We start from the raw sequence: 25182 nt of genomic DNA on the forward strand, positions 1-25182 counted from the left end.
TCTTTGATGTTGCGACCGCTTGTCACTTGCCAAGGCGGGAGACTCGGGTTAAACATATTCGTAAACGTGAATATGTAAGCGAAAAGGAATCGCGCCATGCAACTCTCCCGCCCAGCTGACAAATACAATCCACTCTACTTTCTGGCCTCGGTCGGGGCCGGAGGTCTGTCGGTGACCTTCTTCATGTATCTGATGTTCTGGGTGCCACATAAGGACCGTCCGGTGCCGATCTTCGAAGACCTGATTGCAGTGATGCAATCGGGGTCGATGGGATTGAAAATTGCTGTGATCGCTGCGTGGGCAGGGATCGCTGCCATGGTGTTTCTGAACCTGAAATATCTGGTCTGGAACCTCAACCAATTCTCGGCGTTCAAGAAAACCGACGCTTACGCAGCGCTGAAAAGCTCCAATGGCGAAACCACCATTCTGGCGATGCCGCTGGCGCTCGCCATGTCAGTCAACGGCATGTTTGTGGCGGGGCTGGTTTTTGTCCCCGGATTGTGGAGCATCGTCGAATATCTGTTTCCCCTGGCCATGCTGGCCTTTCTCGCCATTGGGATTGTCGCGCTTGCCTATATTGGGGATTTCCTGGGCCGCGTGTTGACCAAGGGGGGCGTGTTCGATGTGACCGCGCATAACAGTTTTGCCCAGATGCTGCCTGCGTTTGCACTGTCGATGGTGGCGGTGGGTTTTGCCGCCCCGGCCGCGATGAGCCATACCGCCGCCGTTGTGGCAATTTCTTTGGTTGGGTCGACATTTTTCGGAACCGCCGCAATCGTTTACGCTCTGGTCGCGCTGGTCACCGCATTCAACTCGATGCTGCATTACGGCACCTCGAAAGAAAGTGCGCCGACCCTGATGATCGTGATCCCGATCCTGACGGTTCTGGGCATCATGTTCATGCGTCAGACCCATGGCTTGCATGAGACGTTCAATGTTCATGTGACCCCGGCAGAAACCATGGTGTTTCTTGCCCGCCTCCTGACCATTCAGCTGCTGTTTGCCCTGCTGGGCCTGGCCGTGCTTGCCCGTCAGGGATATTGGAAAAGCTTCGTTTTCGGGGCTGAGACGTCGCCCGGCTCCTATGCCCTTGTCTGCCCCGGTGTGGCGCTGTCGGTGTTGACGCATTTCTTCCTGAATGCGGGGCTGGTGAAAGCGGGTGTGCTGGACAAGTTCTCGGCGCTCTACTGGGGCGGAACCGCCATTGCCCTTGTGCTGCAATTTGCAATGATCGCTCTGGTGCTGCGCCTGAACAAACAGCATTTCGACCGCAGTCAGGCTGTTGCGCAACCGGCGGAGTGACCGGACCAAAGAACTGGCTGGCGGGCGCTCCTTCGGGTGCCCGTTTTGCCTTTCGCACGCTTGCATTCCCCGCCCCAAACCGTGACAGTGGCAAGGCGAAGGATCAGATTTGTGAGCGCAATGCCCCAACTTGATGACATCACCGGACAATGCCTGTGTGGCAAATGCGGCTTTGCCTTTCATGGTGCGCCGTTCTTGCAGGTGGTGTGCCATTGCGACAGCTGTCGCCGCGCAACCGGTGCGGCGAGTGTTGGGTTCATGGGATTGAAAAACGGGCAATGGCGCTGGACCGGTGCGCGCCCTGCCCGTTACGAAAGCTCCCCCGGTGTGCAGCGGTTTTTCTGCCCAACCTGCGGGTCCGCCCTGGGCTTTGAGGGCAGCCACTATCCCGGACAGTTCTATGCGCTCGCCTGTGCCCTTGCAGATCCAACGCTGTTTGCGCCAACCGCGCATGTGCATCATGATGAAATTCTGCCCTGGGCAAGCCCGGCAGATGACCTGCCCCGCCACCTGCTCACCTCCGAACTGCTTTGAGGAAACACATGACTGACAAACCCGCAAAACCCCCTGTTGATCCTGAACGTCACGCAATGAAAATGGCCAAGAAAAAGGCCGCACGTGACAAGATTATGGCCACCAAGACCGACAAGAAGGGGCTGGTGATTGTGCATACCGGCAAGGGCAAGGGCAAAAGCTCGGCCGCGTTTGGTATGATCTTCCGCTGTATCGCCCATGACATGAAATGCGCCGTGGTGCAGTTCATCAAAGGTGGCATGGATTGCGGCGAGCGGGATCTGATCACCGCAAAATTTGGCGATATCTGCGAATTTCACACCATGGGCGAAGGCTTTACCTGGGAAACCCAGGACAAGACCCGGGACACTGAAATGGCTCAGGCCGCGTGGGAAAAATCCAAGGAGCTGATCCGCGACCCTGCCAACACGATGGTGCTTCTGGATGAGATCAATATTGCCATCCGTTATGGCTATGTGGATGCCGCTGAGGTCGCCACCTTCCTTGACGAGGAAAAACCCGAGATGACCCATGTGGTTCTGACCGGGCGCAATGCCGCGGATGAGGTGATCGAACTGGCTGATCTCGTGACCGAAATGGAACTGGTAAAACACCCGTTCCGTTCGGGCATCAAAGCGCAGATCGGCGTCGAATACTGATCTGCCTTTGGGGCGCGCGCCCGCTGGATATGAAAAGGAAACGCCATGCCAAGGTTTTACATGGCCTATCACATGGGTCAGACCGGGGCTGAACTGGCCGGGTCTGATCCGGATGTCCAATCTCAACGGCAGGCGCGGTTTCAACAGTGGATGCAGAAACATGCGGCCGTTTTGCTTGTGCCAATGCAGCCATTGGGGCCGCAATGGACCATATCGGAAGATGGCGCACAGGAAGGGTTTGCAGGCTCCATGATGGGATATTCTATCCTTGAGGCCCCGGATCTGGAAACTGCCAAAACCATTGCCGGCGACTGCCCCTTTTGTGAAATCGGAAACTTGCAGCTAGCACAAATGGTTGAGCTTCCGGCGCCTCCAAAGACCACGACCTGAACAGGTCTGGGTGGGGTGGGGCCGGGGGGACCGGGCCCCACCGCTCTTCACACTTTCCCCTTGGTTCAAATACTCCCGCCGGAGGCCCCCCAAGCCTGTCGACCAACCTGCCAACCAAAGCAAGAAAGGGCGCGGGAGCACCTTGCGGTCAGATCGCGTCCCGCAGCTTGGTCATCAGCGCGGTCAGGTTCTTTTCATATCGCGCACTGACCAGTCGCCCGCCATCGTCAAACTCTTCCCGACTGCCCGCCACGGCAATTTCCGGCCCAAGTATCAGACGAGGCTGAAAGGGTGTCATGGCTGCGACCAGCGAGGCCTGCGCGCGTTCGCCACCCGCCCGGCCGCTGGCGGCTGACATCACGACAACCGGTTTGCCCATCCAGGGTTGGGGCCGGGTCCGGCTGACCCAATCCAATGCGTTTTTCAGAACGCCGCTCAGCATTTTGTTATATTCCGGGGTCGAGATCAGGACCGCATCCGCAGACCTGATCTGCTCGGTCAGCACAACCACCGAGGCCGGGATCCCCTGAGCCTCTTCCAGATCCCCATCGTAAAGTGGCAGGTTCAGATCCGCTTCGATGAAATCGCATTCCCCAAACACCCGCGCCGCTTCGCGCAAAAGCATCCGGTTCGTCGACCCGCTGCGCAGTGCTCCGGGTAAGCCTAGTAACGTTACACCCATACCACTCTCCTGTTTTGCAGGCTGATCCTTGCGGCATATGCGCGCCAGATCAAGCCCAGCCTCAGCCCAGCGTGTTGGCGACTTCGATCAGATTGCCATCCGGGTCGCGCAGATAGAGTGACAGGATTGGTCCGGTCGCGCCACTGCGCCGCACGGGGCCCTCTTCAACAGGGATTGCCATCTGCTCCAGATGAGCTTGCCACTCCGCCAAATCCCGATCCGACAGGAAACAAAGATCCGCTGACCCCGGGGCAGGGGCCGCGGCCTTGGGATCAAAAGGCCTGTCCGCAGGATGAAGGTTGATTTTCTGACGGCCAAAACACAAGGCCCACCTTGTGCTGCCATCCGCCGGGTGAAACGACACCGCCCGCATCCCCATGACATCCTCGTAAAACCGGATCGTGTCTTGCAGGTTCGTCACGGTCAGGACAAGGTGATCTAAAGTGGACACGGTGGGCATCTGGTCTTCTCCGGCTGGATACACACAGGCTGACAGGAGGGCCGCCCCGATGCAAGAGCACCCCGACACCCAAAACACCTTTGCTGATCAAATGGATCCAGCCCGGGCCGCGGCACTGTTCACGGCGCTGGATCTTGGCCCGACCCCGACGGCAGGGGATCCTTTGCCCCCGTTCTTTCACCAGCTTTATTTCTGGGATGCGCAGCCGCCTTCTCATCTTGGTCGTGACGGCCATCCCCGCGTGGGGGGGCTGCTCCCGGATATGGGTCTGCCGCGTCGCATGTGGGCCGGTGGGCGACTTGCCTTTCACGCCCCGCTTCAGGCCGGGGAAGAGGCGCGCAAAACCACCATTGTAGAAAGCACGGACCAGAAGGAAGGGCGCAGCGGTCCGCTTGGGTTTGTCACTTTGCGGCATGAGATTTATCAGGGGCATGACCTCAAGGTGACCGAATGGCAGGATCTGGTATATCGCGAAGACCCTTCGCCGGACGCCCCGAAACCCAACCCGCAACCCGCCGCCGAGGATGAGGAAAGTGCCGAAAGCTGGCGATTTTCCTCGACCCTGCTGTTTCGCTATTCGGCCCTGACATTCAATGGGCACCGGATCCATTATGATCTCGATTATGCCCGTGAGGTCGAAGGGTATGACGGCCTGGTGGTGCATGGTCCGCTGCTGGCGCAGCTCCTGATGCTCAAGGCAACCCGCGAGCTTGGCCCGCTTGCGAGCTTTCGGTTCCGTGCCATGTCCCCGGTGATGCATACGCAAGGGGCAGGTGCTGTGGGTGCGGGGGCATGATGGCCGGTTGTGCATGTTGGCCGAAGCCGGGATTTAAAGGCTTGCCTCGACCCGGAACCGCTCCGGCACCCTGTCGGCCTCATCCAGTATGAGATCTGCCATGACATCGGCCACGTTCGGCGCCATGCCAAAGCCGATCTTGAAGCCGCCATTGACGATGAACTCCCCTTCACGCCCGGGCCATTGCCCCAGCATCGGCGCGCGTGAACGGGCGCGCGGGCGCAGGCCCGCCCAGCGTTCGATGATAGGAGCGGCGCGCAGAACAGGCAGTACCTCGGCGGCTTTCAGCAAGATCTCGTCAAGCTGTTCGTCGGTCTCGTCTGCTGAAACATAGTCGCGCTCAGAGGTGGATCCGACGGCCACCGTTCCGTTGTCATGGGGCACGATCAGCACCGGTCCCGCGGCAATCTGTGCCATGCCGCGCGCATCCAGCCCAAGCAAAGCTGCCTGTCCCTTGACCCCGTTTCCGACCTGCTTTTCGCGCTCGGCCGACAAGGCCTGAAGTCCCGCCAGCCCGGTGGCCCAGACCAGCTTCCCCTCCCTCGGGGCATCACCAATCACCACCTCGCCCCCAAGGGCCCGGATTGCGCCCGAAAGGGCATCACAGGCAGAGCGTGGGTGAATGCGCGCGCTGAGTGTGTCGTGGATTACCAGCCCGGTTTCAGAGCGCGGCGACCAGCCGTCCTGCGGGGCGACCTTGACCATCCATGTGGCTTTCCCCTGCCAACAGCTGCGCGCTGTTTCGGCCCGTTCGCGGGCCAGTTCCAATCCCCGTTCGGTGTCAATGGGTTGCAGGCGCCCGACGCGACCATAGCCGGTCGGCAGGCCGGACAGTTCTGTCGCTTGCTGCCAGAAGTTTTCGGCCATGATCAGGCTTTGAAACTGAAATTCCTTGATGTCGTTCCAGTTTTCCGGCGCATGCGGGGCCAACATCCCAACCACACCGCCAGAACAGCCCGCCCCAATCCCGGTGCGCTCAATCACCCGCACCTTCGCCCCGCGCAGGGCGCAGGCAAAGGCTGTGCTCAGTCCGAACACACCCGCCCCCATCACCGTCACATCAACTGTTGCCAAAGTGAGCATCCTTCCTCATTGTCGCGCAGTTACCCCCCTCATAGGCGATCAGATGAAACAGGACCAGACAGCAGAGCTTGAATGGAAAGACGGGGCGATCCCGGTGGCGACCCGGTTTGATGACCCGTATTTCAGCCTCGAGAATGGGCTGGATGAAACACGCCATGTGTTTTTGGCGGGAAACGACCTGCCCGCACGGTTCCGGCCGGGATTTCACATCGCCGAACTGGGGTTTGGCACCGGGTTGAATATGCTGGCCACGGTGATGGCCTGGCAGGGGGCTGGGGCGCCTGAACATACGCGTTTCACCTCGTTTGAAGCCTATCCGATGGCCGTCGAAGACATCGCGCGCGCGCTGGAGGCCTTTCCCGAGGCGCGCGCCCTTGCAGATCCGTTTCTTACGGCCTGGGGGCAGGGCAAACGGGTTTTTGATGTTCACGGGCTTGTGGTCGAGGTGATCGAAGGGGATGCGCGCGAAGAGCTTTCGCGCTGGTCCGGTGGCGCGGATGCCTGGTTCCTCGATGGGTTTTCCCCTGCGAAAAACCCGGAACTGTGGGGAGAGGAGCTGATGGCAGACGTGGCGCGTCATACCAACCCGAATGGCACGTTTGCGACATATACAGCAGCAGGTTTTGTTCGTCGCGCCCTAGACGCGGCGGGGTTTGCCGTGGAACGCTCGCCCGGTTATGGGCGAAAACGGCATATGAGCCGGGGGGCACTGCGCCTCTGATCATCGTAAGACCACAAAACGCGTAAGCGGGGCCAGCATGGAACAAAACACCCGATTGGGGATATGGCTGATGGTGGCCACAACCTTCGTGTTTGCGTTGCAGGACGGGATTTCGCGCCATCTGGCCGGGGAATATAATGTCTGGATGGTGGTGATGATCCGCTATTGGTTTTTTGCAGGCTTTGTGGTGTGGCTGACGCGGCGGTCAGGTGGCCTTCACCGAGTGCTGAAACCAAACAAACCCTTTCTGCAAGTCTTCCGCGGCGCCCTGTTGGCGTTGGAAATCTGCGTGACGGTTCTGGCTTTCACGTTGCTGGGCCTGGTGGAAAGTCACGCGGTTTTTGCCTGTTACCCGCTGCTGGTCGCGGCGCTGTCCGGTCCGGTGCTGGGAGAGCGTGTGGGCTGGCGGCGCTGGGCGGCGATCGGGGTAGGGTTCCTGGGCATATTGATCATCCTGAAGCCGGGGTTTGGCGTCTTTGCACCTGCGGCTGTGGTGCCGCTTCTGGGGGCAGGCATGTTTGCACTTTACGGTCTGCTCACCCGGTATGTGGCGCGGTTTGACAGCACCCAAACCAGTTTTTTCTGGACCGGTGTGACAGGTGCGGTGGTGATGACAGTGATTGGTGCCGGGTTCTGGGAACCAATGAGCCGGGGGGACTGGATCTGGATGGGCACGCTGTGCCTGAGCGGAGTGCTGGGGCATTGGCTCTTGATCAAATGCTATGAGGTGGCCGAAGCCAGCGCGGTCCAGCCTTTTGCTTACCTGCAACTTGTTTTCGTGGCCATTCTGGGGGTTGCGGTTTTTGATGAGCAGATCGAGCTGAACGTGATTTTCGGTGCTGTGGTGGTTGTGGCTGCAGGTGTGTTTACGCTCCAGCGCGCCCGTACAGCCAGTTAAAGACATGATCTCCTCATGACCGGGTAGGGACTTTTACTACCCAAAAGGGGCGTTGCCCCTCGGACCTGCGCTTTGCACAGGCCCTCACCCCAGGATATTTGGGACAAGAAAAATGCGCTTCTGGCTCCATTTTCTGGTTGGAAATATCCCGGGCAGAGCCCCTGATGTGCTTTGCAAACCCCGCACGTTTCCGGGGCTTTTCAAAATGCCCTATTGCTTCAGCTCTTTCGAGATGCGCAGGGGGGCGGTCTTGCCGGTCAGGCGGGCGCGGTAGATGGCCAGGCTTTCGGTGACACGCATCACGTAGTTGCGGGTCTCACGGAAAGGGATGTGCTCAATCCAGTCGACGATGTCGGTTTCGGGTGCTCGTGGATCACCGAACCGTTCGGACCAGCTGCGCGACCGGCCTGGTCCCGCGTTATAGCCAACCGCGATCAGCACAGGATTGCCGTCAAACTCTTCGATCAGCTTGGCAAGGTATTCAGATCCCAGCCGTGTGTTGTAGGCGGGGTCCTCGGTCAGGCGTGCTTTCGAATAGGACAGATCAAGGCGTTTCGCCATGTCTTTGGCCGTGCCGGGCATCAGTTGCATCAGTCCGCGGGCGCCGACGCCAGAGACAACCTCAGGATCAAATTCGCTTTCGCGGCGGGCAATGGCAAGTTCCAGCGCGCGCGGCACACCCGCATTTCCCCGTCCAATGTCTGGTGTTGGGAAATAGGGCCGATGCAGGATCCATCCCTGCCGCGCGGCATATTTGGCAATCATGATGCGCAGATGGGGTTCACTCATTTTTTCAGCCCACCCCGTCAAATGGCCGATTTCATCCCGATTCAGACGTTCGGCCAGGTGAACGGTGAAGCGTTCTGTCCAGTAAAGCTCACCTGCGGCTTGCAGCAGGCGTGCGGCCTGCATGACGGATGTGTTCCAGAAGGGTTGACTGGTGAAATCCCGATGGCGTTCCCGACCGGTCAGTGCCGGGTCCATGGGGAGACCGGCCTTTTCAGCGGCAAGCTGGCCATAGAAGCTGGTTTGATATTTCGCCCCCTCCGTATAGGCAGTCCGGGCTTTAGCGGACTTGCCCATGGCTTCATAGGTGCGGCCGATCCAATACCCTGCGCGGCCCAGCGAGATCGGCGTGAATACGCCACTGCGGAACCGTTTGAAATGATAAAGGGCGGTTTCCGGGTCGTTCAGCTTGCGCAGGGCGATATACCCTGCCAGCCATTCCAGATCATTGTAATGCTCCCCTTCTGAGAGCTGGTGCTGGGCGGCCAGTTGATAGGCCTGTCGGGCGTTGCCTTCGCGCATGGACCAACGGGCAAGCACCCGCCTCCAACTGCCCCAACGGTCGGGTTGTCCCAGCAGGGCCATGGATTTTGAACGCTCAAGCAACAGCTCGGCGGCATCCTGGTTGCGCCCTTTCACGGCGCGCCAGAGGAAACGCTCATAAGCCAGCCCCGGATCATTAGCCAACGCGGCAGGCACCGCTTCGATCAGAGCATCCACCCCGTTTTCACCACGACGCAGCGCAATGCGGGCGCGGGTCAGGGCGGCTTCTGCGCTGCTGAGCAGTGGCAGCATCCGGGTGGCATCGGTGCTGTTGCCACGCCAGAGCATATTGTCGGTCCGTTGCCAATGCAGCCCGCTCAGGGTTTGGCCGTAGCGGCTCACAAAGGCGTTGTGTTCGTCTTCGTCCATCGACAGGTTGCGCCAGGCATCTGAAATCACCTCGATTTCCGCCTTGCGCTGCTTTGCATTCAGGGCTTCCGCCAGCCGTAGTGCCCCCCGGCCGGTTTGTGGGGTCTGCGGGGCGAAGAAAGCGATGATTCTCTCTGGATCGGACCCGCGTGGGATGGTTTTTTCCGAACGTTTGCGCAGGAGTTTCAACCCCGGCCAGTCGGCGCGGCGGTCGAGAAACGCGACCGTATCAGAAAATTCTCCCTCACCTTGCCTGAGGCGGTGCCATTCGACAATGTCCGCCACCAACGGTCCGCCCTCCACGGCGCGCGCCCGGGCTGCGGGCCAATCGTCCATGCGGGCAAGGGCAATGGCGTCCTTCAACGCCTGAACAGAAGTGGCCTCCTGGGCCGTTGCCGGTGTGATCTGAAGCCATGTAAGGACCAGAAAGATCGTCATTATGTGGTAAATTCGCGCAGTCATGACGAAAACCTAGCGTCGCAGCGTGCCTGATCAACACACATTCTTGGCATTTGACCGGAACCCGGCTAGTTTCCGCCGCGTTTGCGGGGCGATTCAGAAACCACGCCCCGTGTGAATTGACGACTACAACAAAGGAGCGTGTCATGTTCAAAGGAAGTCTTCCTGCCCTGGTCACGCCGTTCAAGGACGGCGCAGTGGATTTTGACGCGCTCAAACGCATCGTGAACTGGCAGATCGACGAAGGGTCGAGCGGTCTGGTGCCGGTTGGGACGACGGGTGAAAGCCCCACGCTGAGCCATGAAGAGCATGAAGCGGTGATCGAAGCGGTGGTGGAAACCGCCGCTGGCCGTGTGCCGGTGATTGCCGGGGCGGGGTCGAACAATACCGTGGAAACGCTGCGCTTCATGGAACACGCCAAGCGAGTCGGTGCCAGTGCCGGTCTGGTGGTCACACCTTACTACAACAAACCAACCCAACGTGGGCTGATCCATCACTATCTTGCGGTGGCCGATGCGGTGGATCTGCCGATCGTGATCTACAACATTCCCGGTCGTTCGGTGGTGGACATGACCCCGGAAACCATGGGGGAGCTTGCCAGCCATCCGAATATCATCGGTGTGAAAGACGCCACTGGCGATCTGGCGCGGGTGAGCTTTCAGCGTATGACCTGTGGGGCAGATTTCTGCCAGCTGTCGGGAGAAGACGCCACGGCGCATGGGTTCAATGCCCAGGGCGGTCAGGGCTGCATCTCGGTCACGGCAAACGTTGCCCCGCGCCTCTGTGCGGATATGCAGGCGGCAACATTGCGGGGGGACTATGCCCAGGCGCTGGAGATTGCCGACAAGCTGATGCCTCTGCACAAGGCGATTTTCACTGAGCCCGGTCTGGTTGGCGCCAAATACGGTTTGTCGAAACTGGGTCTGTGCGGGCCGGATGTGCGCAGCCCGCTGACCGATCTGGAAGACAGCACCAAGGCGCTGATCGACGATGCGATGCGCCATGCAGGCCTGCTGGGCTGAACTGGTTCGTGACCACAGACGAAAGGCGCTCCAATCGGGGCGCCTTTTTTGTTGGGATCGCCACTGTGATTCCCGTTGCCACCTGTTCCTTGCTGCGGCTCTGTGGCAGGGTGCGATGACAGGTAAAGGAGTGCCCCATGTCCGATATTCGTGAAGGTGAAATCGCCCTGCCATTTGACCCGGCTGACGAGGCCGGCCCCTCGGTCGCCTTTATTGGGCGCGTTCACAGCCCGTGGGAAAAGGGCTCCGCGCCCGGCAATATTTCCGGTGCGCGGGAGCGGGGTGGGGAGTTCGCCATCGAACTGGACCCGCGCTATGTGCAGGGGCTGCAAGGTCTGGAGGTTGGGCGGCATATCATCGTGATGTATTGGATGGATCGCGGGCGGCGCGATTTGATTGTGCAATGCCCGCGCCACACAAATGGCCCTAGGGGTGTGTTTTCGCTGCGTTCACCGGTGCGGCCCAATCCGATTGCACTGGCGACGGTCCAGATCACGTCGATGGAAGGTGCACGGATCGGCATCGACGCGATCGACTGTTTCGATGGCACCCCGGTGGTGGATATCAAACCGTGGATTGCCAGCATTGATCAGCCACAGGAGAGCGCCGGGGGCTAGACACTGCGCGCGCCAGCCCCTACATCCGCTTTATGGCTAAGAAAAAACCTACCAAAGAAGATGGCAACTACAAGGTTATCGCGGAAAATCGCCGTGCGCGGTATGATTATGCGATTGAAGATGACATCGAATGCGGGATTGTCCTGCAAGGATCCGAGGTGAAATCCCTCAGGACCGGTGGGTCGAATATTGCCGAAAGCTATGCCGCGGTTGAGGATGGCGAGCTTTACCTGACCAACGCCTATATCGCGCCTTACAAACAGGCGATCACCTGGGGCCATCTGGAGCGGCGCAAACGCAAATTGCTGGCGTCCCGGCGCGAGATTGCCCGGATGTGGAAAGCCACCCAGCGCGAGGGGATGACCCTTGTGCCGATGGTCATGTATTTCAACCACAAGGGGCTGGTGAAGGTGAAGATCGGCATCGCCAAAGGTAAGAAGGCGCATGACAAACGCGCCACCGAAGCCAAGCGTGATTGGGGCCGCCAGAAACAACGCCTGCTGCGTCACGGGGAGTGAGGGGCTCTGCCCCTCGCGGTTTCACCGCTCACCCCGGGATATTTTTGACCAGAAAATGAGGGTCAGGTGAGGTCGAACCCCGCATAGGGAAGGAAGCTGACCAGATCGCCGGGGGTGATGTCCTGCGCATCATCCGACAGTTCCACCAGCCCTGTGGCCCAGGCGAGGCCCGAAATGCGGCCTGATCCCTCGGATTTGAACGCCTCCACCCGACCATCGGCGCCAATGCGCGCGCGCAGGTATTCGCGGCGCCCCGCCTTCTTCTTCTTGGCAAAACCGGCGGGTAGGGCGATGGGCATCGGATCGAGCCATTTCCCACCGGCAAGCACCGAAAAGGCGGGGCGGGCAAAGATCAAGGTGGTGACAAGGGCGGCCACCGGATTGCCCGGCAGGCCAAAGACCGGCGTGCCATTCCATTGTGCCAGGGCCAGGGGGCGTCCCGGTTTGATTGCGATGCGCCAGTGATGCAGCGATCCGGTGTCTCGTAAAAGGGCCGAGACGTGATCCTCGTCCCCTGCTGATGCCCCGCCTGAGGTCAGGATCACATCTGCCTTTTTGGCGCCACCATCGAAAGCCGCGCGCAAAGCGCCACGATCATCCGCAACATGGCCAAGATCCACCGGTGTGTATCCCCAGGTCTCGGCAAGGGACAGGAGCATGGGGCGGTTGGCATCATAGGTGCGCGCCACGTCCATCGTGGAGCCGGGGGCGGCGAGTTCATCGCCGGTTGACAAGACCCCCACGCGCAGTGGTTTGCGGGTCTCGACCTTGGCCAGACCAAGTGCGGAGAGGAGTGCGATATCCGGTGCGCGCAGTTTGTGACCGATTGGCAGCGCCAGATCACCGGCGTCCACATCCTCGCCTGCTGCACGGGCATTGGCCCCCGGTTTGGGGGCAGAGGGGAAGCTGACTGTCCCCGCATTGAGCGTCACATCCTCTTGCAGCACCACTGTATCCACGCCCTCTGGTAAAAGCGCGCCGGTCAGAATGCGGATGGCTTTGCCGGGGGGCACGGAACCGTCATACGGCCCCCCCGCTGCGGCGCGCCCGTCCACCAGTGGCAAGGTGATGGGGGTGTGGGTTGGCAGGCTGGCATGGGCAAAGCCATAGCCGTCGACGGCGGAGTTTGCGCCGGGTGGGTTGGCGCGCATCGCCATGTGGTCGCGCGCCAGAATGCGGCCCCGTGCCTTGTCGGTAGCAATGGTTTCCACGTCTGTGACCGGGCCAATCCGATCCCGCAACGTGGTGAGTGCGTCCTCCACCGGGGTCCAGTGAACACCGGGGGGCAGGGCAAAACAATCGTCCTTGAGGCCGGAGGGTTTCTGGGTCGGCCGGGGGGAGAGGCCGGTTTCCATGGCGATGAAATCGGCAATAGCTTTGGTGTCGTCCAGATCAAAAAGCGGGCAGGGCAGATCAGGTGGTATGTGGTCAGCCGCCACTGCGCGCACGGTGGGGGTGTCCCGAGCGATCAGTGGCTGGCCGGTTTCGGACCGGCAGGCTTCGATCTTGGGGTGGCTCGCCGACTTGAACCCTTCAACCAGCACGAGGTCACAGGGGCGAAGGCGCTTGACCAGGGCCTGCAGATCCGGCTTGGGAGTATCGCGCAACTCGTGCAGCTGGGCGATGCGGGTGTCACTGGCGAGCAGCACCTCCTGCGCACCGGCAAGGCGATGGCGATGGGTATCTGTGCCGGGGCGTTCCAGATCGACCCCGTGATGGGTGTGTTTGATGGTGGAGACCACAAGCCCGCGCGCGGTGAACTCGGCCACCAGCCGCTCGACCAGACCGGTTTTGCCGGAGTTCTTCCAACCTGTGACGCCAAAGATCGGGGGCATGTCAGGGGGCTCCTTTCAGAAGGGTCTCGGCTGTGGCCAGATCCTCGGGTGTGTTGACGTTGAAGAACGGATCAAAAGGCGTGGGGTCATAAGGCGCCAGTGCCGCCCCATGTTCATCGGTCCAGAGCACCACCTTGCGCAGCCCACGTTCAAGGGCCGTGCGCAGGTCGTCGCGCAGCGTCACGGGCCACAGCCCAAAGGTGGGCTGGCGCATGGGGCCGCGTTTGGGGGCATTGGTGGCGGCAAGCGCTATGGGCGCGTCTTCGGAGGTGGCAGCGGCGATCAGGCGGTTGGCCAGGTCGGTCGGGAAAAACGGTGTGTCGGCCGCGGCGGTCAGGATGTGGGTGGCGCCCTGATCCGCCGCCCAGTCCATACCCGCCAGAACGCCCGCCAGTGGGCCTGCAAAACCGTCAATGCTGTCGGGCAGAACTTGCAGCTCCGTATCGGCAAACCGGGACGCATCGCCATTGGCATTCAATGCCATGGCATCGACCTGCGGCGCGAGCCGGGTGATCACATGGTCCAGCAGGGTTTTGCCGCCCAGCACCAGCCGCCCTTTGTCGAGTTGCGTGTCTTCACTCCCCCCCATTCGGGTTGCAAGCCCACCGGCGAGGATCACCCCGTAAAGTTTCATGGCAGGACCTTTCGGGATTGGGCCGGAACATTGCGGTGTTCCGGCGGGAGCATTGTCGGGGATAGGACGGCGTTGGGAAAGCTCATGCGCTCCCCTTTCGCCGATGTTTTTTGTCCTCTGACGGGGCATGGGCCGGGTCCATGTCGCGGATCAGGCGATCGGCGCCAGACAGGCAGGTGAAGCGTTGCCCGCGCATCCTGCCGATCAGGGTCAAGCCGATCTCCTGCGCGATTTCCACCCCCCAGGCGGTAAATCCCGAGCGGGAGACCAGGGCGGGGATTCCCATCTGCGCGGTTTTGATCACCATCTCGGAGGTCAGTCGCCCGGTGGTGTAAAGGATCTTGTCCGCGCCCTCTATGCCCTCGGCCCGCATCCAGCCCGCCACCTTGTCGACCGCATTGTGCCGGCCGACGTCTTCCATATAAACCAAGGGGCGGTCGCCCTGGCACAACACCGTGCCGTGGATCGCTCCTGCTTCTAGGTAAAGGGACGGGGTGCGGTTGATCTTGTTGGCGAGCGCATAAAGCCATGAGGTGCGCAGTTCAGTCCTGGGCAATGTAAGCCCCTCAAGCCCCTCCATCATGTCGCCAAACACCGTGCCCACAGCGCAGCCAGACGTGCGGGTTTTGCGCGCCAGCTTGTCTTCGTAATCGGTTTCCGTGGCCGTGCGCACCACCACCGTGTCCAGATCCTCGTCATAATCGACGCGGGTGATCTGATCGTCGTCGCGCAGCATGCCCTGATTGCGCAGAAACCCGATGGCGAGGTAATCGGGGTAATCTCCGATTGTCATCGCGGTGACAATCTCACGGCTGTTGAGAAAGATGGTCAGCGGGCGCTCCTCAACCACATTGGTGCAAATCTCGGCGCCATGTTCATCCACCCCTTTCACAGCCCGCGTCAGGCCCTGCGCGGTTGGATCCGGGGCGATGATATAGTCCGTGGTCAGGGTTGATTGGGCCATCTGTCATCCTCAGGCTCAGATTATCGGGAACTTGCTCTTGCCCCCCAGTGGTTTGTCGGCAATTTAGGGGCTGATGAGCAAAACTGTCACCCCCAAAACCGCCTTTCTGCGCGGAGCGCGCGACGCGCTGCCCTTCCTTCTGGTGGTGGGGCCGTTTGCGTTGTTGTTCGGCGTGGTTGGCACCGAGGCCGGGCTGAACCTGGTCGAGGTGATGGGCTTTTCCGTGCTGGTCATCGCCGGGGCCTCGCAATTTGCAGCACTTCAGGTGATGAGCGAAAACGCCCCGACGCTGATTGTGATCCTGACGGCGCTGGCGGTCAACCTGCGCATGGCGATGTATTCGGCATCTCTTACCCCGTATCTGGGCAAAGCGCCGGTATGGCAACGGGCGATGGCGGCCTATTTCATGGTCGATCAGGCCTATACCCTGTCGCAGATCAAGTTCGAGATGGAACCGGATCTTTCTGTGCCGTCCCGGTTTGCCTATTATCTGGGAACGGTCGTTCCACTGGCGCCATTTTGGTATCTGCTCACCTATGTGGGGGCGGTGGCAGGCACGCAGATCCCGCCTGAATTTGCGCTGGATTTTGCCCTGCCGATCACCTTTATCGCGATGATTGCCCCGGCGCTGCGCACCCCGGCTCATGTTGCGGCCGCCGTCACATCGATCATCGTGGCCCTTCTGATGGCGTGGATGCCCTATGGAACGGGCCTTCTGGTGGCCGCTTCCCTAGCGATGATCGTCGGCGCGCAGGTTGAGCTTTTCCTGGAGCGGCGCGTGGCGCGGAAGGGGACAGGGCAGGGCAAAGGGGGGGGCGCGTCATGAGCTATTCTCATCTGTCGATCTGGGCGGTTATTTGCGGTCTGGCGGTGGGCAGTTTCCTGATCCGTTTCAGTTTCCTTGGTCTGATCGGGGACCGGCCGATGCCGGACTGGGTGCTGCGCCACCTGCGCTATACGCCGGTTGCAGTGTTGCCGGGGCTGGTTGCCCCGCTTGTGCTCTGGCCTGACGCGACCGGTGGTATGGTTGACCCGGCCCGACTGGCCGCAGCCCTGGTGACGCTGAGTGTGGGCTATTTTGGCAAAAATGTTCTGTTTGCAATCCTGAGCGGGGCACTGACGCTCTATGGGATGATCTACCTGCTGGGCTGATAGATCCGGTCAGCCCACGGGTGAGCACCGCTCGCATTTCTGCAGGCCGGCCAGCATATGTTCAATCCATTTGCGAAAGATCTGGTTGCAGATCAAAGGGTTGCACCAACGGGCCACCGCGCAGGGCGCTGGCGAAAAGGCCGGGGTGAGAAGGACGACCCCTTTGCCGGAAATCACGGTCTGTCCTTCAACCACTTGGGATCTGAATTTTCCAATGGGGATGCTGGGTTTTGTCTGCCCTGCAAGGCCCGCTGTGGACAGCCAGGCGTCCCACCACGGATCGGTTGGGGGCAGAATGGGCAGCTTCAAGATGTCAGATGGCGTCTCAGGCGGTGGCAATTGTCCAGCAGGCTGGGGCTGAGCAGGGAAATGGCCTGTCAGGGCCAAGCCGCGTATCATGTGTCCGGCAAAGCCCCCAAAGGCAGGCCATTTACCAGAATTTCGTAGTTTAGATGCGGGTCATCATCATAGATGATTTCCTGCTGCACACCGGGCTTGGTGGCGAAGTAATCGCTGAACTTCTTGGGGTTCCATGGGGTCGGGGCATCCTCAAAACCGGGAAGACGCTTCACGATGGCGCTGACGCTGCGGGTGCAATGGGCTTTGGGCACGGCCCCGTTCTGTTCGACCAGGCGAATGGCCAGCTCTGCCACCTCCGGGCTGACCACGATATCCTGGCGGATCACGTGGTAGGTGATCCGCGCGTGGTAGTCGATATAGAAGTCCACCACGCCGGGGGTGATGCCATAATGCACGTCATGGCGTTCGGGGATGCGTTCATGCCCCCAGGTGCCTGCGGGATCAAACAGCACGCGTTCATGCCCGTTGATCATCAGCGCTGAGTGAGCACCAAAACCGGTTCGGTTGGAAATCACCGTAAACAGGGTCAGGGTCGGGGGGCCATCCGCCCGGTAAGCCGCCTGACGGACCGCCGTGTCGCTGGCCCAGACATCATCGGCCCCACCACATGCGGTCAGCCCGCTAACTAATGCCAGCGCCAGAAAAATACTCCGCATCTTCACCCCTGATTTTGAACCGCTGAATGCGGTTTATGCACCTACCAGGGCAAGGAACACCAAAATCAGCAGGATTGCAATCGTCGACCGGACGCAGGTTTTGACGAAGCCTTCATAGGTTTTTTCCTGCGCGCTTGTGTCCATCGTGCCCATTTCATGCTCAGCCATGTTGTTTCCCTGTTATTTGAATCACACGTTAAGTTTTCGGATAGCGGATTTTCGGGAAGCTGTCACTATTTACTCCTGCATTTACTCCTGCGTGCAGGCGAAATTGCCGGACGGGCCGCGTCTGAGGCGGGGGAGCAATGTCGCAAACAGAACAGTTTATCACGCCCCGCGCTGCAAAGTTTGACCTTGAAAAGAACAGGAATGGGATAAGCGCATGAAAGTTGGGTTCATTGGATTGGGCAATGTCGGGGGGAAGCTGTCCGGCGCTCTGCTTAGAAACGGGATTGATCTGACGGTTCATGATCTGAACGCGGATCTGGTGGCGGGCAAAGTGGCGCAGGGTGCCAGATCCGCCGAGACCCCGGCCCGGATGATGCGTGATTGCGATGCGGTGATCACCTGCCTGCCCTCTCCTGCGGCATCAGATGCGGTGATGCGTGAAATGTTGCCAGAGGTCGGACCGGGCAAGATCTGGATGGAGATGTCGACCACGGATGAGGCCGAAGTGAAGCGGCTTGGGGCCAAGGTTATCGCTGCGGGAGGGGCCGCGGTGGATTGTCCGGTTTCGGGGGGATGCCATCGTGCGGACACGGGCAATATCTCGATCTTTGCGGGATGTGATCGTGCGACTTTTGACAGGATCTTTCCGCTGCTCACCACCATGGGGCGGCGGGTTCTGCATACGGGTGATCTTGGCTCTGCCTCGGTTCTCAAAGTGCTGACCAATTATCTTGCGACGGTGCATCTGGTGGCCAATGCCGAGGCGCTGGTCACGGCTAAGGCGGCGGGGATGGACCTCAATACCGCGTATGAGGCCATCAAGATCAGCTCGGGCAACTCGTTTTCACATGTCACGGAAAGCCAGGTGATCCTGAACGGATCGCGGGACATTTCTTTCACGATGGACCTTGTCAAAAAAGACATTGGTCTGTTTCAGGACATTGCCGACCGTCAGGGCGTGCCGCTTGAGATCAGCCCGCTTCTGGTGAAGATCTTTGATGATGGGATTGCGCGCTATGGCGAACGTGAATTGTCGCCCAATATCATCAAGCGGTTGGAAGAGGCGACCGGGCTGGACATCCGCGCACCGGGGTTTCCGGCGGAAATGGTGGATGATGAACCCGAGGAACCCGGGTATGAGGTTGTTCCCGCCGGACGGGACGCGCCGGCCCAGACGGATTGACAAACCAAGCCGGGATTGCAAGGGCTGGTCCGAATAATCCCGGAGCTGATGATGCCCTCCTCTGCTGTCCCTCATGTGCCCTTTTCGACCCTGTTTCGCGTTTTTCTGCGGATTGGGCTTTTGTCCTTTGGCGGTCCCGCAGCGCAGATTGCGCTGATGCACAAGGTGCTGGTGGAGGAAGAAGGCTGGCTGAGTGAGCGCCAATACCTCAATGCCCTCAGTTTCTGCATGTTGCTGCCCGGACCGGAGGCGATGCAGCTGGCCACCTATTCCGGCTGGCGCCTGCGTGGCGTGCCCGGGGGGCTGATGGCTGGGCTGTTATTTGTCCTTCCCGGTGCTGCGGTGATCTTTGCCCTCGCCGCCCTGTATGTGAGCTATGGTGATCTGCCGCTGGTGGCGCTGCTGTTTCTCGGTGTGAAATCGGCTGTGCTGATCATTGTGCTTGAGGCGCTGTTGAAAGTTGCCCGGCGCGCCCTTCAGGGGCAGGCGCATTGGGTGATTGCTGGACTGGCCTTTGCCGGGATCTTCTTTCTTGCGCTGCCTTTCCCGCTGATCGTGGTTGGGGCGGGTGTATATGGCGCGCTGACCGCCAGGGACCATGCGGTGGACGTCCCCTTGTCGCCACGCCAGGGTCGGCGGGGCACTCTGGCGACCATTGCGGTCTGGCTGATCCTCTGGCTGTTGCCCTTCTTTGCGCTCGACATGATTGCGGGATCGGATTTCCTGCCCCAGATCGGGGCGTTTTTTTCCAAGCTGGCCGTGGTCAGCTTTGGTGGCGCCTATGCCGTGCTTGCCTATATGGCGCAGGATGTGGTCACCGGGTTTGGCTGGCTGACAGCGGATGAGATGCTTGACAGTCTGGGGCTTGCGGAAACCACCCCCGGCCCGCTTATTCTGGTCACGCAGTTTGTAGGGTTTGTCGCCGGGTTTCGCGAGGCGGGGTTTGCCATGGCGTTTGCAGCCGCTGCGCTCACGCTTTGGGTGACGTTTGTGCCCTGTTTTTTATGGATCTTTGCGGGGGCTCCTTATATCGACCGGCTGGCGGCCCAGCCGCGCCTCAAGGGGGCCCTTTCCGCAATCACCGCTGCTGTGGTCGGGGTGATCCTGAACCTCTCGGTATGGTTTGGTCTCAACGTGCTGTTCCATGAGGTCACGCACAGCACCCTTGGCCCGATCACCCTCTGGATCCCGGATTTTGCCAGTCTCGACGGGCGTGCCCTGGGGTTGACGGCTTTATGTGCCGCCCTGATCCTGCGGCTGAAACTGGGCTTGGGCTGGGTCTTGATTATTGCCGCAACCGCCGCGGTTCTACTTGGCCAGTTGGGCTGAGGTTTACTCTTCTTTGGACCCGTCTTCCGGATCCTCATCCTGACTGTCTTCGAGTTCTGCCGCCAGTCGAAACCCAATCCGTTTTGGGGCTTCAGCCTCAATCGCGACAGGCAGGGCGCGCAGCATGACGGAAAGCTGGCTGACATGCTGGATCAGCTGCGTGCGCGCACCGGTCTGGTCGGTGCCGTAAAAGGTGATCACGTCGGGGTCAAAGAACCCGATGCCTTCGATGCGCAAGACCCCCGCGTCGCCACCGGTGAACCCCATCGCCACCTCATGTTCATTGTCCAGCTGTTCTTCGAAATTCTTGATATAGAGGATCAGGCGCTCATAAGCCCATTGAGCGGCGGATTTCTGCTCGACCGGAGTGGCGGCCATTTTTTTTGGCAGGGGTTGGTCCTCAACCACCACGGGCGCATCTTCGGAACATTTTGCGGCGTGTTTTCTGGGTTGAAAACGGGGCTTGGTGTTCGGGGCTTTGGTCATGATCCTCACTCGCGTCAAACTGAACCTTTCCGTTTTGCCACAGATGCGGGGGATCGTCACCTCGCATCTACGTGAAAGGTTTGAAAAGTGCGTGTGAATGAATTAGTTTGTCTGTGTTTAAAGGAACGCGTCATGTATCTTACCCAACTGCCAACCCAACGTCTGGTGATCCGTCATTGGGACGATGAGCTTGCTGATCCCGCTGGCCGGGCACGTATAGAGCGCGCGCTGGAGGGGTTGCTGTCGCCGGAAGGGCTGGCTGCCATGCCGGCCGAGATGCAGCTGGATCAGTCACGCACTGCCTTGCGGGCCTGGATTGAGAGCCGCGCGCAGGAACGTGATGTCTATCTGATCACCATCAGCACACCCGAACAGGGGTCCGGTCGTCTGGTCGGCCTGATGTTTCTCGTGGATCTGGCAGATGAAGGGGCCGTGGCGCAGATGCAGCTGGGGTACCTGTTGTCCGAACAGGACTGGGGGCAGGGATATGCCTTCGAAATGATGCGTGGCATGTTGGAAATCCTGCGAGAGGTGGAACCCGTGGCGGTTCTGGCAGGTGTGGGGCGCGACAATCCGGCTTCGGCCAAGCTGCTGGAGCAGGCAGGGTTCACCCGTGACGCCGGCCTGTCCGGTGACGGCGCCTGCATGTTCGTGCGCAGCTTTGCCTGACCCGTGTCGGTAACTAACCCCCGTAACTCACCGCCACCAGACCTCTAAATCAACCCGTGGTCTTGACCAGGTGCTGCGCGTCAGTCGCGCCGTTGCCAAAGCCACGCCCCATCGTCGCGCTTGATCCGGGTCACCCGGCCCTGGTGCAGCAGGTGGTTCAGATGCCCAACCGCTTCAACCAGCGCCAGCCCGTATTCCCCCGCCCCGATCTTGCGTTTGAATAGCGGCGGGAAACACGCGCCCGCGACCTGGGGCGTTTCCAGGAAGGCCTCAAGCCGGTCCAGAGCATGATGGTGGTTCTGGATCAACTGCCGCATCCGTGTTGGTAACCCGGTAAATGGCAGCTTGTGTCCGGGCAGAACCAATTGCGTGTCGGTGGCATAACCTGACAGGCGTTCGCAGGCCTCCAGCCAGTCGCCCACCGGGTCGGCCTCGGGTTCGGTCGCATAAACGCCAAGATTTGGGCTGATCGTTGCAAGCAGCTGATCGCCACCGATCACCAGCGCCCCGTCGGTCGACCAGAGGGTAGCGTGTTCCGGGGCATGGCCATTGCCAATATGCACCCGCCAGTCGCGTCCACCAAAGCGCAGCGTCGACCCTTCCTTGATGCGTTTGAACCCTAGCGGCATATCCGCAACGATATCGGCATAGTTGAAGGGCCGTTCGCTGCGACGTTTTTCCAGCACTTCCGGGTCCATCCCCGCCGCCTGCCAATAGGCAATCGTCTCATCGACCGGCACCATCTGCTCGTCCAGAAGCAACATGCGGGAAAATAGCCAGGCCGTGCGGGTGGTGACAAGCTCCGCCCCCATATCGCGCTGAAACCACCCGGCCAGCCCGACATGGTCGGGATGGTGATGGGTGACAATCACGCGTTTGACGGGTTTGCCCCCCAGCGGACCTGCGAGAAGTTTTTCCCAGATCCTCCGGGTTTTTCTGGTGTCAAACCCCGTGTCGATAAGGGTCCAGCCGCCGCCCTCTTCTTCAGGATCCTCAAATGCAAAAACATTCACATGATCCAGCGCCATCGGCAGGGGCAGTCGCATCCATAACGTGTTTTCTGCCACCTGCAGGGCTTCGCCCTCCCCCGGAGCATCGGGAAAGGGGAAGGTCAGGGGCGCGCTCATGAGGCGAGGTCGTCAGGTGTCAGCGCATAAAGCCCCGCCGCACCTGCGCGCGCTTGCGCAAATTGTGCCACGTGTTCCGGCAGCAGACGGTTGATGTGGAAACGGGCCAGTTCCGTGCGCGGGCCCCTGCCGCCTTCGGCAATGGCCGCCTTGAGATGGTAATGGGCCCCCAGCACCCGGGCAAAGCCCATCAGGAAAGGGACCGCCCCGGCAAAACGATCCTGCATGTCGGTCTGTTCCACCTGCCATTCGATCGTTTCGCGCAGGTCTTCCGCGGCAGACCAGACGGCTTCGGACATGTTCGGGAACAGGGCGCGGGCCCCTTCGGCCTGTGTTTCGATCTCTTCAAGCAGGCGGAAGGCCGCGTCGCCCCCGTCCATCATCTTGCGTCCCACGAGGTCCATGGCCTGAATTCCGTTGGTGCCTTCGTAAATCGCGGTCACACGCACGTCGCGCAGATATTGTGCGGCGCCGGTTTCCTCGATGAACCCCATGCCGCCATGCACCTGGATGCCCATATTCGAAACATTGATCCCGGTCTCAGTCCCATAGGCCTTGACGATCGGCGTCAGCAGGGCGGCACGTGCATTCCAGTCGGCATCCCCGGTGGCACGGCCCATGTCGATGGCTTTGGCCAGCGACATCGCCATGGCGCGGGCAGCAAACAGCTCGGCCTTCATCTGGGTGAGCATCCGGCGCACGTCAGCGAAATCGACGATGGTTCCATTGCCAGCATCCCCAAGCGGAGTGCGCCCCTGTTTGCGCTCAAGCGCATATTCAAGCGCCTGCTGGAACGCGCCTTCGCCCGTTCCATAGCCCTGAACGCCGACCCCAAGACGGGCATTGTTCATCATCGTGAACATGGCGGCCATGCCTTTGTGCGGCTCTCCGATCATCCAGCCGCGCGCGCCTTCAAACGACATCACCGCCGTGGGGCTGCCATGCAGGCCCATCTTGTGCTCAAGGCTGACCACCCGCAGGGAATTGCGCTCGCCGGGATTGCCATCGGCATCCGGGATCAGTTTCGGCACAAGGAACAGGGAAATCCCCTTGGTGCCCGCCACCCCGTCGGGCAGGCGTGCCAGCACCAGATGGCAGACATTCTCGGTGATGTCATTATCCCCCCAGGAGATAAAGATCTTCTGACCAGTCACCGAATAGGTGCCGTCGCCATTCTCCACCGCTTTTGAACTCAGCGCCCCGACATCCGACCCGGCCTGCGGTTCGGTCAGGTTCATCGTGCCCGCCCATTCGCCGGTGATCAGCTTGGGCAGATACAGTGATTTCAGCTCGTCCGAGGCATGATGTTCCAGCGCTTCGATCTGTCCCTGTGTCATCAGCGGGCAGAGTTGCAGCGACAGGCAGGCCGAGGACATCATGTCATTCACAGCCGTTTGCAGGGTCAGGGGAAGCCCCATGCCGCCATATTCCGGGTCCGCAGCCATGCCGATCCAGCCGCCTTCGGCAATGGCTTTGTAACCGCTGTCAAATCCCGGCGAGGTGCGAACGACACCGTTTTCCAGCTTGGCCGGGGTCAGATCACCGTTGCGATTGAGCGGGGCCAGAACCTCCTCGCACATCTTGCCCGCCTCTGACAAAACTGCCTGCGCCATGTCGGAAGGGGCTTCTGCGAACAGCTCGGTTTCAGCGATCTGGTCATAGCCGATCACATGGTCGAACAGGAATTGGAAATCTTCGGTGGGCGCGCGATAGGGCATTGTCCGTCCTTTTCAGGCTGGTAAGTAAGGGCTGATCTATCCCATACTGAACGCCACCCAAGCGCAAAAGGAAAACGCAGCGTCATGAATGCGCCAATCACAACTGAATTGCTGGCGGATACGGCCGAGGGCATCACGCGTGCGGCTGAGGTGTTGCGGGCGGGCGGGCTTGTCTCGTTCCCGACAGAAACGGTCTACGGGCTGGGGGGGGATGCCACCAATGACCATGCGGTGGCCCGGATCTTTGAAGCCAAGGGGCGGCCCAGCTTCAACCCGCTGATTGTGCATCTGCCGTCGGTTGAGGCCGTTTCGGAATATGCGGTGCTTGAGGGGATGATGCGCGATTTTGCCATGGCATTCTGGCCTGGCCCGCTGACGCTGGTGCTGCCGTTGAAGCCGGGTGGCCCGCTGTCGCCGCTGGTCTCAGCCGGGTTGCCCACCGTGGCGATCCGTGTGCCGGAACATGATCTGGCGCGCAAGCTTCTGGAAGAAACCGGTCGCCCGATTGCGGCGCCATCGGCCAACCCGTCGGGACGGATCAGCCCCTCTACCGCTCAGCATGTGATGGATGGGCTTCGGGGGCGGATTGATGCGGTGCTTGATGGCGGCACCTGTGCGGTTGGGCTGGAAAGCACGATTGTCGGCATTGACCCGGCGCCCGAGCTTACCCGGCCTGTTCTGCTGCGGCCCGGCGGCCTGCCGATCGAGGTTCTGGAACAGGCGATCCGTGGCCCTTTGGCAATGCATAAGGCGGGCGATGCCATTTCAGCGCCGGGGCAGCTCACCTCGCATTATGCCCCGAATGCCCGGATGCGGCTGAATGCCGAAACCCTGCCCCCCGGCGAACGCTTGCTGGGGTTCGGGCCGGTGGATGCCGCGTATAACCTCTCTGCGTCCGGGGACCTTGTTGAGGCGGCGGCCAATCTTTTTGCCATGTTGCACAGGTTGGATGGCGAAGGGGATGCGCCGATTGCAGTTTCCCCCATTCCTGACCATGGTCTGGGGCGCGCCATCAACGACCGGCTGCGCCGCGCCGCCGCGCCGCGCGACAGCTGAAACGCGGTTCCCGCTCTTGTCGGGTTT

The 25182-nt window shown here is 60.6% G+C and carries 29 protein-coding genes; 16 read left to right on the forward strand and 13 right to left on the reverse strand.

What is annotated here, in order from left to right:
• The first annotated feature begins 96 nt into the window (after positions 1-96).
• The 4 genes from AKJ29_RS02650 to AKJ29_RS02665 all read left to right on the forward strand — a co-directional run bounded on the left by AKJ29_RS02650 (position 97) and on the right by AKJ29_RS02665 (position 2864).
• Entirely contained in the window at positions 97-1302 is a 1206-nt protein-coding gene (locus AKJ29_RS02650) for a TsoY family (seleno)protein (protein WP_055187681.1), read from the forward strand.
• Positions 1303-1422: 120 nt separating this feature from the next.
• A complete protein-coding gene (locus AKJ29_RS02655; protein WP_055187683.1) occupies positions 1423-1836 on the forward strand; it encodes a GFA family protein in 414 nt (137 codons plus the stop codon).
• 8 nt (positions 1837-1844) lie between these two features.
• Positions 1845-2474, forward strand: coding sequence for a cob(I)yrinic acid a,c-diamide adenosyltransferase (gene cobO, locus AKJ29_RS02660; RefSeq protein ID WP_055187685.1), 630 nt, complete (start codon positions 1845-1847; stop codon positions 2472-2474).
• Between the two features lie 45 nt (positions 2475-2519).
• Positions 2520-2864 carry a YciI family protein gene (locus AKJ29_RS02665; RefSeq protein ID WP_055187686.1) on the forward strand — a complete coding sequence of 115 codons (345 nt, stop codon included), beginning with the start codon at positions 2520-2522 and terminating at the stop codon, positions 2862-2864.
• Positions 2865-3012: 148 nt separating this feature from the next.
• On the opposite strand, the gene AKJ29_RS02670 is transcribed toward AKJ29_RS02665, so the two are convergent.
• Together AKJ29_RS02670 and AKJ29_RS02675 are read right to left on the reverse strand one after the other, a co-directional pair.
• The gene (locus AKJ29_RS02670; protein ID WP_055187688.1) at positions 3013-3546 is read right to left on the reverse strand and encodes an NADPH-dependent FMN reductase; all 534 of its coding nucleotides are present in this window, start codon (positions 3544-3546) and stop codon (positions 3013-3015) included.
• A gap of 61 nt (positions 3547-3607) precedes the next feature.
• Positions 3608-4006 carry a VOC family protein gene (locus AKJ29_RS02675; RefSeq protein ID WP_055187690.1) on the reverse strand — a complete coding sequence of 133 codons (399 nt, stop codon included), beginning with the start codon at positions 4004-4006 and terminating at the stop codon, positions 3608-3610.
• A 49-nt stretch (positions 4007-4055) separates the two neighbouring features.
• Here AKJ29_RS02675 and AKJ29_RS02680 point away from each other — a divergent pair, with 49 nt between their 5' ends.
• Positions 4056-4802 (forward strand): HTD2 family dehydratase, encoded by a 747-nt coding sequence (locus tag AKJ29_RS02680; RefSeq protein ID WP_409360015.1) that lies wholly within the window; start codon positions 4056-4058, stop codon positions 4800-4802.
• 33 nt (positions 4803-4835) lie between these two features.
• On the opposite strand, the gene AKJ29_RS02685 is transcribed toward AKJ29_RS02680, so the two are convergent.
• The gene (locus AKJ29_RS02685; protein ID WP_055188947.1) at positions 4836-5876 is read right to left on the reverse strand and encodes an NAD(P)/FAD-dependent oxidoreductase; all 1041 of its coding nucleotides are present in this window, start codon (positions 5874-5876) and stop codon (positions 4836-4838) included.
• Positions 5877-5928: 52 nt separating this feature from the next.
• On the opposite strand from AKJ29_RS02685, the gene mnmD reads away from it, so the two are divergent.
• Both mnmD and AKJ29_RS02695 read left to right on the forward strand, forming a co-directional pair.
• Positions 5929-6606, forward strand: a complete 678-nt coding sequence (gene mnmD, locus AKJ29_RS02690) for a tRNA (5-methylaminomethyl-2-thiouridine)(34)-methyltransferase MnmC2 (protein WP_055187692.1) — start codon at positions 5929-5931, stop codon at positions 6604-6606.
• A gap of 37 nt (positions 6607-6643) precedes the next feature.
• The gene (locus tag AKJ29_RS02695) at positions 6644-7504 is read left to right on the forward strand and encodes a DMT family transporter (protein ID WP_055187694.1); all 861 of its coding nucleotides are present in this window, start codon (positions 6644-6646) and stop codon (positions 7502-7504) included.
• 210 nt (positions 7505-7714) lie between these two features.
• Here the strand turns inward: AKJ29_RS02695 and AKJ29_RS02700 are convergent, their stop codons facing one another.
• Complete coding sequence (locus tag AKJ29_RS02700) at positions 7715-9640, reverse strand: lytic transglycosylase domain-containing protein (RefSeq protein ID WP_055187696.1); 1926 nt, start codon at positions 9638-9640, stop codon at positions 7715-7717.
• Positions 9641-9807: 167 nt separating this feature from the next.
• Between AKJ29_RS02700 and dapA the strand changes: the two genes are divergently transcribed.
• The 3 genes from dapA (at position 9808) to smpB (ending at position 11818) form a co-directional block, all read left to right on the forward strand.
• Complete coding sequence (dapA, locus tag AKJ29_RS02705) at positions 9808-10683, forward strand: 4-hydroxy-tetrahydrodipicolinate synthase (RefSeq protein ID WP_055187698.1); 876 nt, start codon at positions 9808-9810, stop codon at positions 10681-10683.
• A gap of 137 nt (positions 10684-10820) precedes the next feature.
• A complete protein-coding gene (tsaA, locus tag AKJ29_RS02710; RefSeq protein WP_055187701.1) occupies positions 10821-11300 on the forward strand; it encodes a tRNA (N6-threonylcarbamoyladenosine(37)-N6)-methyltransferase TrmO in 480 nt (159 codons plus the stop codon).
• A 32-nt stretch (positions 11301-11332) separates the two neighbouring features.
• Positions 11333-11818: an SsrA-binding protein SmpB gene (smpB, locus tag AKJ29_RS02715; RefSeq protein ID WP_055187703.1), complete on the forward strand. Its 486-nt coding sequence runs from the start codon at positions 11333-11335 to the stop codon at positions 11816-11818.
• A 62-nt stretch (positions 11819-11880) separates the two neighbouring features.
• On the opposite strand, the gene AKJ29_RS02720 is transcribed toward smpB, so the two are convergent.
• The 3 genes from AKJ29_RS02720 to AKJ29_RS02730 form a co-directional block, all read right to left on the reverse strand.
• Positions 11881-13653, reverse strand: coding sequence for a bifunctional molybdopterin-guanine dinucleotide biosynthesis adaptor protein MobB/molybdopterin molybdotransferase MoeA (locus AKJ29_RS02720; RefSeq protein WP_074963637.1), 1773 nt, complete (start codon positions 13651-13653; stop codon positions 11881-11883).
• A gap of 1 nt (position 13654) precedes the next feature.
• The gene (gene mobA, locus AKJ29_RS02725; protein ID WP_055187705.1) at positions 13655-14287 is read right to left on the reverse strand and encodes a molybdenum cofactor guanylyltransferase MobA; all 633 of its coding nucleotides are present in this window, start codon (positions 14285-14287) and stop codon (positions 13655-13657) included.
• Between the two features lie 82 nt (positions 14288-14369).
• Positions 14370-15251 (reverse strand): formate dehydrogenase accessory sulfurtransferase FdhD, encoded by an 882-nt coding sequence (locus AKJ29_RS02730; RefSeq protein WP_055187707.1) that lies wholly within the window; start codon positions 15249-15251, stop codon positions 14370-14372.
• Between the two features lie 73 nt (positions 15252-15324).
• On the opposite strand from AKJ29_RS02730, the gene AKJ29_RS02735 reads away from it, so the two are divergent.
• Positions 15325-16077: an AzlC family ABC transporter permease gene (locus tag AKJ29_RS02735; protein ID WP_055187709.1), complete on the forward strand. Its 753-nt coding sequence runs from the start codon at positions 15325-15327 to the stop codon at positions 16075-16077.
• Complete coding sequence (locus AKJ29_RS02740; RefSeq protein ID WP_055187712.1) at positions 16074-16403, forward strand: AzlD domain-containing protein; 330 nt, start codon at positions 16074-16076, stop codon at positions 16401-16403. Before AKJ29_RS02735 ends, AKJ29_RS02740 begins: the two co-directional genes overlap by 4 nt.
• A gap of 9 nt (positions 16404-16412) precedes the next feature.
• Here AKJ29_RS02740 and AKJ29_RS02745 read toward each other — a convergent pair whose 3' ends face one another.
• The 3 genes from AKJ29_RS02745 to AKJ29_RS02755 form a co-directional block, all read right to left on the reverse strand.
• Positions 16413-16712 (reverse strand): hypothetical protein, encoded by a 300-nt coding sequence (locus AKJ29_RS02745; protein WP_055187714.1) that lies wholly within the window; start codon positions 16710-16712, stop codon positions 16413-16415.
• 86 nt (positions 16713-16798) lie between these two features.
• Entirely contained in the window at positions 16799-17419 is a 621-nt protein-coding gene (locus AKJ29_RS02750) for a hypothetical protein (RefSeq protein ID WP_055187716.1), read from the reverse strand.
• A gap of 33 nt (positions 17420-17452) precedes the next feature.
• On the reverse strand, positions 17453-17587 hold the full coding sequence (locus tag AKJ29_RS02755) for an aa3-type cytochrome c oxidase subunit IV (protein WP_055187718.1): 135 nt from the start codon (positions 17585-17587) through the stop codon (positions 17453-17455).
• Positions 17588-17801: 214 nt separating this feature from the next.
• On the opposite strand from AKJ29_RS02755, the gene AKJ29_RS02760 reads away from it, so the two are divergent.
• Together AKJ29_RS02760 and chrA are read left to right on the forward strand one after the other, a co-directional pair.
• Entirely contained in the window at positions 17802-18770 is a 969-nt protein-coding gene (locus AKJ29_RS02760) for an NAD(P)-dependent oxidoreductase (protein WP_055187721.1), read from the forward strand.
• Between the two features lie 48 nt (positions 18771-18818).
• A complete protein-coding gene (chrA, locus tag AKJ29_RS02765) occupies positions 18819-20099 on the forward strand; it encodes a chromate efflux transporter (RefSeq protein ID WP_055187722.1) in 1281 nt (426 codons plus the stop codon).
• A gap of 3 nt (positions 20100-20102) precedes the next feature.
• Here chrA and AKJ29_RS02770 read toward each other — a convergent pair whose 3' ends face one another.
• Positions 20103-20585 (reverse strand): DUF6173 family protein, encoded by a 483-nt coding sequence (locus AKJ29_RS02770; RefSeq protein WP_055187724.1) that lies wholly within the window; start codon positions 20583-20585, stop codon positions 20103-20105.
• Positions 20586-20717: 132 nt separating this feature from the next.
• Between AKJ29_RS02770 and AKJ29_RS02775 the strand changes: the two genes are divergently transcribed.
• Positions 20718-21254 (forward strand): GNAT family N-acetyltransferase, encoded by a 537-nt coding sequence (locus AKJ29_RS02775; RefSeq protein WP_055187727.1) that lies wholly within the window; start codon positions 20718-20720, stop codon positions 21252-21254.
• A gap of 80 nt (positions 21255-21334) precedes the next feature.
• Here the strand turns inward: AKJ29_RS02775 and AKJ29_RS02780 are convergent, their stop codons facing one another.
• Both AKJ29_RS02780 and AKJ29_RS02785 read right to left on the reverse strand, forming a co-directional pair.
• Entirely contained in the window at positions 21335-22381 is a 1047-nt protein-coding gene (locus AKJ29_RS02780) for an MBL fold metallo-hydrolase (protein ID WP_055187729.1), read from the reverse strand.
• The gene (locus AKJ29_RS02785) at positions 22378-24099 is read right to left on the reverse strand and encodes an acyl-CoA dehydrogenase (RefSeq protein ID WP_055187731.1); all 1722 of its coding nucleotides are present in this window, start codon (positions 24097-24099) and stop codon (positions 22378-22380) included. The genes AKJ29_RS02780 and AKJ29_RS02785 overlap by 4 nt, the downstream gene beginning before the upstream one ends.
• A gap of 84 nt (positions 24100-24183) precedes the next feature.
• Here AKJ29_RS02785 and AKJ29_RS02790 point away from each other — a divergent pair, with 84 nt between their 5' ends.
• Positions 24184-25155, forward strand: coding sequence for an L-threonylcarbamoyladenylate synthase (locus AKJ29_RS02790; protein WP_055187732.1), 972 nt, complete (start codon positions 24184-24186; stop codon positions 25153-25155).
• The last annotated feature ends 27 nt before the right edge of the window (positions 25156-25182 follow it).

Source organism: Aliiroseovarius crassostreae (assembly GCF_001307765.1).
Taxonomy (GTDB): domain Bacteria; phylum Pseudomonadota; class Alphaproteobacteria; order Rhodobacterales; family Rhodobacteraceae; genus Aliiroseovarius; species Aliiroseovarius crassostreae.

Excerpts from the sequence above, each read along its gene's own strand:
- AKJ29_RS02770 (WP_055187724.1), bottom strand. The coding sequence starts at position 20,585 with ATGACCAAAGCCCCGAACACCAAGCCCCGTTTTCAACCCAGAAAACAC.
- AKJ29_RS02665 (WP_055187686.1), top strand. The coding sequence starts at position 2,520 with ATGCCAAGGTTTTACATGGCCTATCACATGGGTCAGACCGGGGCTGAA.
- AKJ29_RS02730 (WP_055187707.1), bottom strand. The coding sequence starts at position 15,251 with ATGGCCCAATCAACCCTGACCACGGACTATATCATCGCCCCGGATCCA.
- chrA (WP_055187722.1), top strand. The coding sequence starts at position 18,819 with ATGATGCCCTCCTCTGCTGTCCCTCATGTGCCCTTTTCGACCCTGTTT.
- AKJ29_RS02760 (WP_055187721.1), top strand. The coding sequence starts at position 17,802 with ATGAAAGTTGGGTTCATTGGATTGGGCAATGTCGGGGGGAAGCTGTCC.
- AKJ29_RS02650 (WP_055187681.1), top strand. The coding sequence starts at position 97 with ATGCAACTCTCCCGCCCAGCTGACAAATACAATCCACTCTACTTTCTG.
- AKJ29_RS02750 (WP_055187716.1), bottom strand. The coding sequence starts at position 17,419 with ATGCGGAGTATTTTTCTGGCGCTGGCATTAGTTAGCGGGCTGACCGCA.
- mnmD (WP_055187692.1), top strand. The coding sequence starts at position 5,929 with ATGAAACAGGACCAGACAGCAGAGCTTGAATGGAAAGACGGGGCGATC.
- AKJ29_RS02675 (WP_055187690.1), bottom strand. The coding sequence starts at position 4,006 with ATGCCCACCGTGTCCACTTTAGATCACCTTGTCCTGACCGTGACGAAC.
- smpB (WP_055187703.1), top strand. The coding sequence starts at position 11,333 with ATGGCTAAGAAAAAACCTACCAAAGAAGATGGCAACTACAAGGTTATC.
- AKJ29_RS02735 (WP_055187709.1), top strand. The coding sequence starts at position 15,325 with ATGAGCAAAACTGTCACCCCCAAAACCGCCTTTCTGCGCGGAGCGCGC.
- AKJ29_RS02775 (WP_055187727.1), top strand. The coding sequence starts at position 20,718 with ATGTATCTTACCCAACTGCCAACCCAACGTCTGGTGATCCGTCATTGG.
- AKJ29_RS02700 (WP_055187696.1), bottom strand. The coding sequence starts at position 9,640 with ATGACGATCTTTCTGGTCCTTACATGGCTTCAGATCACACCGGCAACG.
- mobA (WP_055187705.1), bottom strand. The coding sequence starts at position 14,287 with ATGAAACTTTACGGGGTGATCCTCGCCGGTGGGCTTGCAACCCGAATG.
- cobO (WP_055187685.1), top strand. The coding sequence starts at position 1,845 with ATGACTGACAAACCCGCAAAACCCCCTGTTGATCCTGAACGTCACGCA.
- AKJ29_RS02790 (WP_055187732.1), top strand. The coding sequence starts at position 24,184 with ATGAATGCGCCAATCACAACTGAATTGCTGGCGGATACGGCCGAGGGC.
- AKJ29_RS02780 (WP_055187729.1), bottom strand. The coding sequence starts at position 22,381 with ATGAGCGCGCCCCTGACCTTCCCCTTTCCCGATGCTCCGGGGGAGGGC.
- AKJ29_RS02695 (WP_055187694.1), top strand. The coding sequence starts at position 6,644 with ATGGAACAAAACACCCGATTGGGGATATGGCTGATGGTGGCCACAACC.
- AKJ29_RS02785 (WP_055187731.1), bottom strand. The coding sequence starts at position 24,099 with ATGCCCTATCGCGCGCCCACCGAAGATTTCCAATTCCTGTTCGACCAT.
- dapA (WP_055187698.1), top strand. The coding sequence starts at position 9,808 with ATGTTCAAAGGAAGTCTTCCTGCCCTGGTCACGCCGTTCAAGGACGGC.
- AKJ29_RS02680 (WP_409360015.1), top strand. The coding sequence starts at position 4,056 with ATGCAAGAGCACCCCGACACCCAAAACACCTTTGCTGATCAAATGGAT.
- AKJ29_RS02670 (WP_055187688.1), bottom strand. The coding sequence starts at position 3,546 with ATGGGTGTAACGTTACTAGGCTTACCCGGAGCACTGCGCAGCGGGTCG.
- AKJ29_RS02755 (WP_055187718.1), bottom strand. The coding sequence starts at position 17,587 with ATGGCTGAGCATGAAATGGGCACGATGGACACAAGCGCGCAGGAAAAA.
- AKJ29_RS02720 (WP_074963637.1), bottom strand. The coding sequence starts at position 13,653 with ATGCCCCCGATCTTTGGCGTCACAGGTTGGAAGAACTCCGGCAAAACC.
- AKJ29_RS02740 (WP_055187712.1), top strand. The coding sequence starts at position 16,074 with ATGAGCTATTCTCATCTGTCGATCTGGGCGGTTATTTGCGGTCTGGCG.
- tsaA (WP_055187701.1), top strand. The coding sequence starts at position 10,821 with ATGTCCGATATTCGTGAAGGTGAAATCGCCCTGCCATTTGACCCGGCT.
- AKJ29_RS02655 (WP_055187683.1), top strand. The coding sequence starts at position 1,423 with ATGCCCCAACTTGATGACATCACCGGACAATGCCTGTGTGGCAAATGC.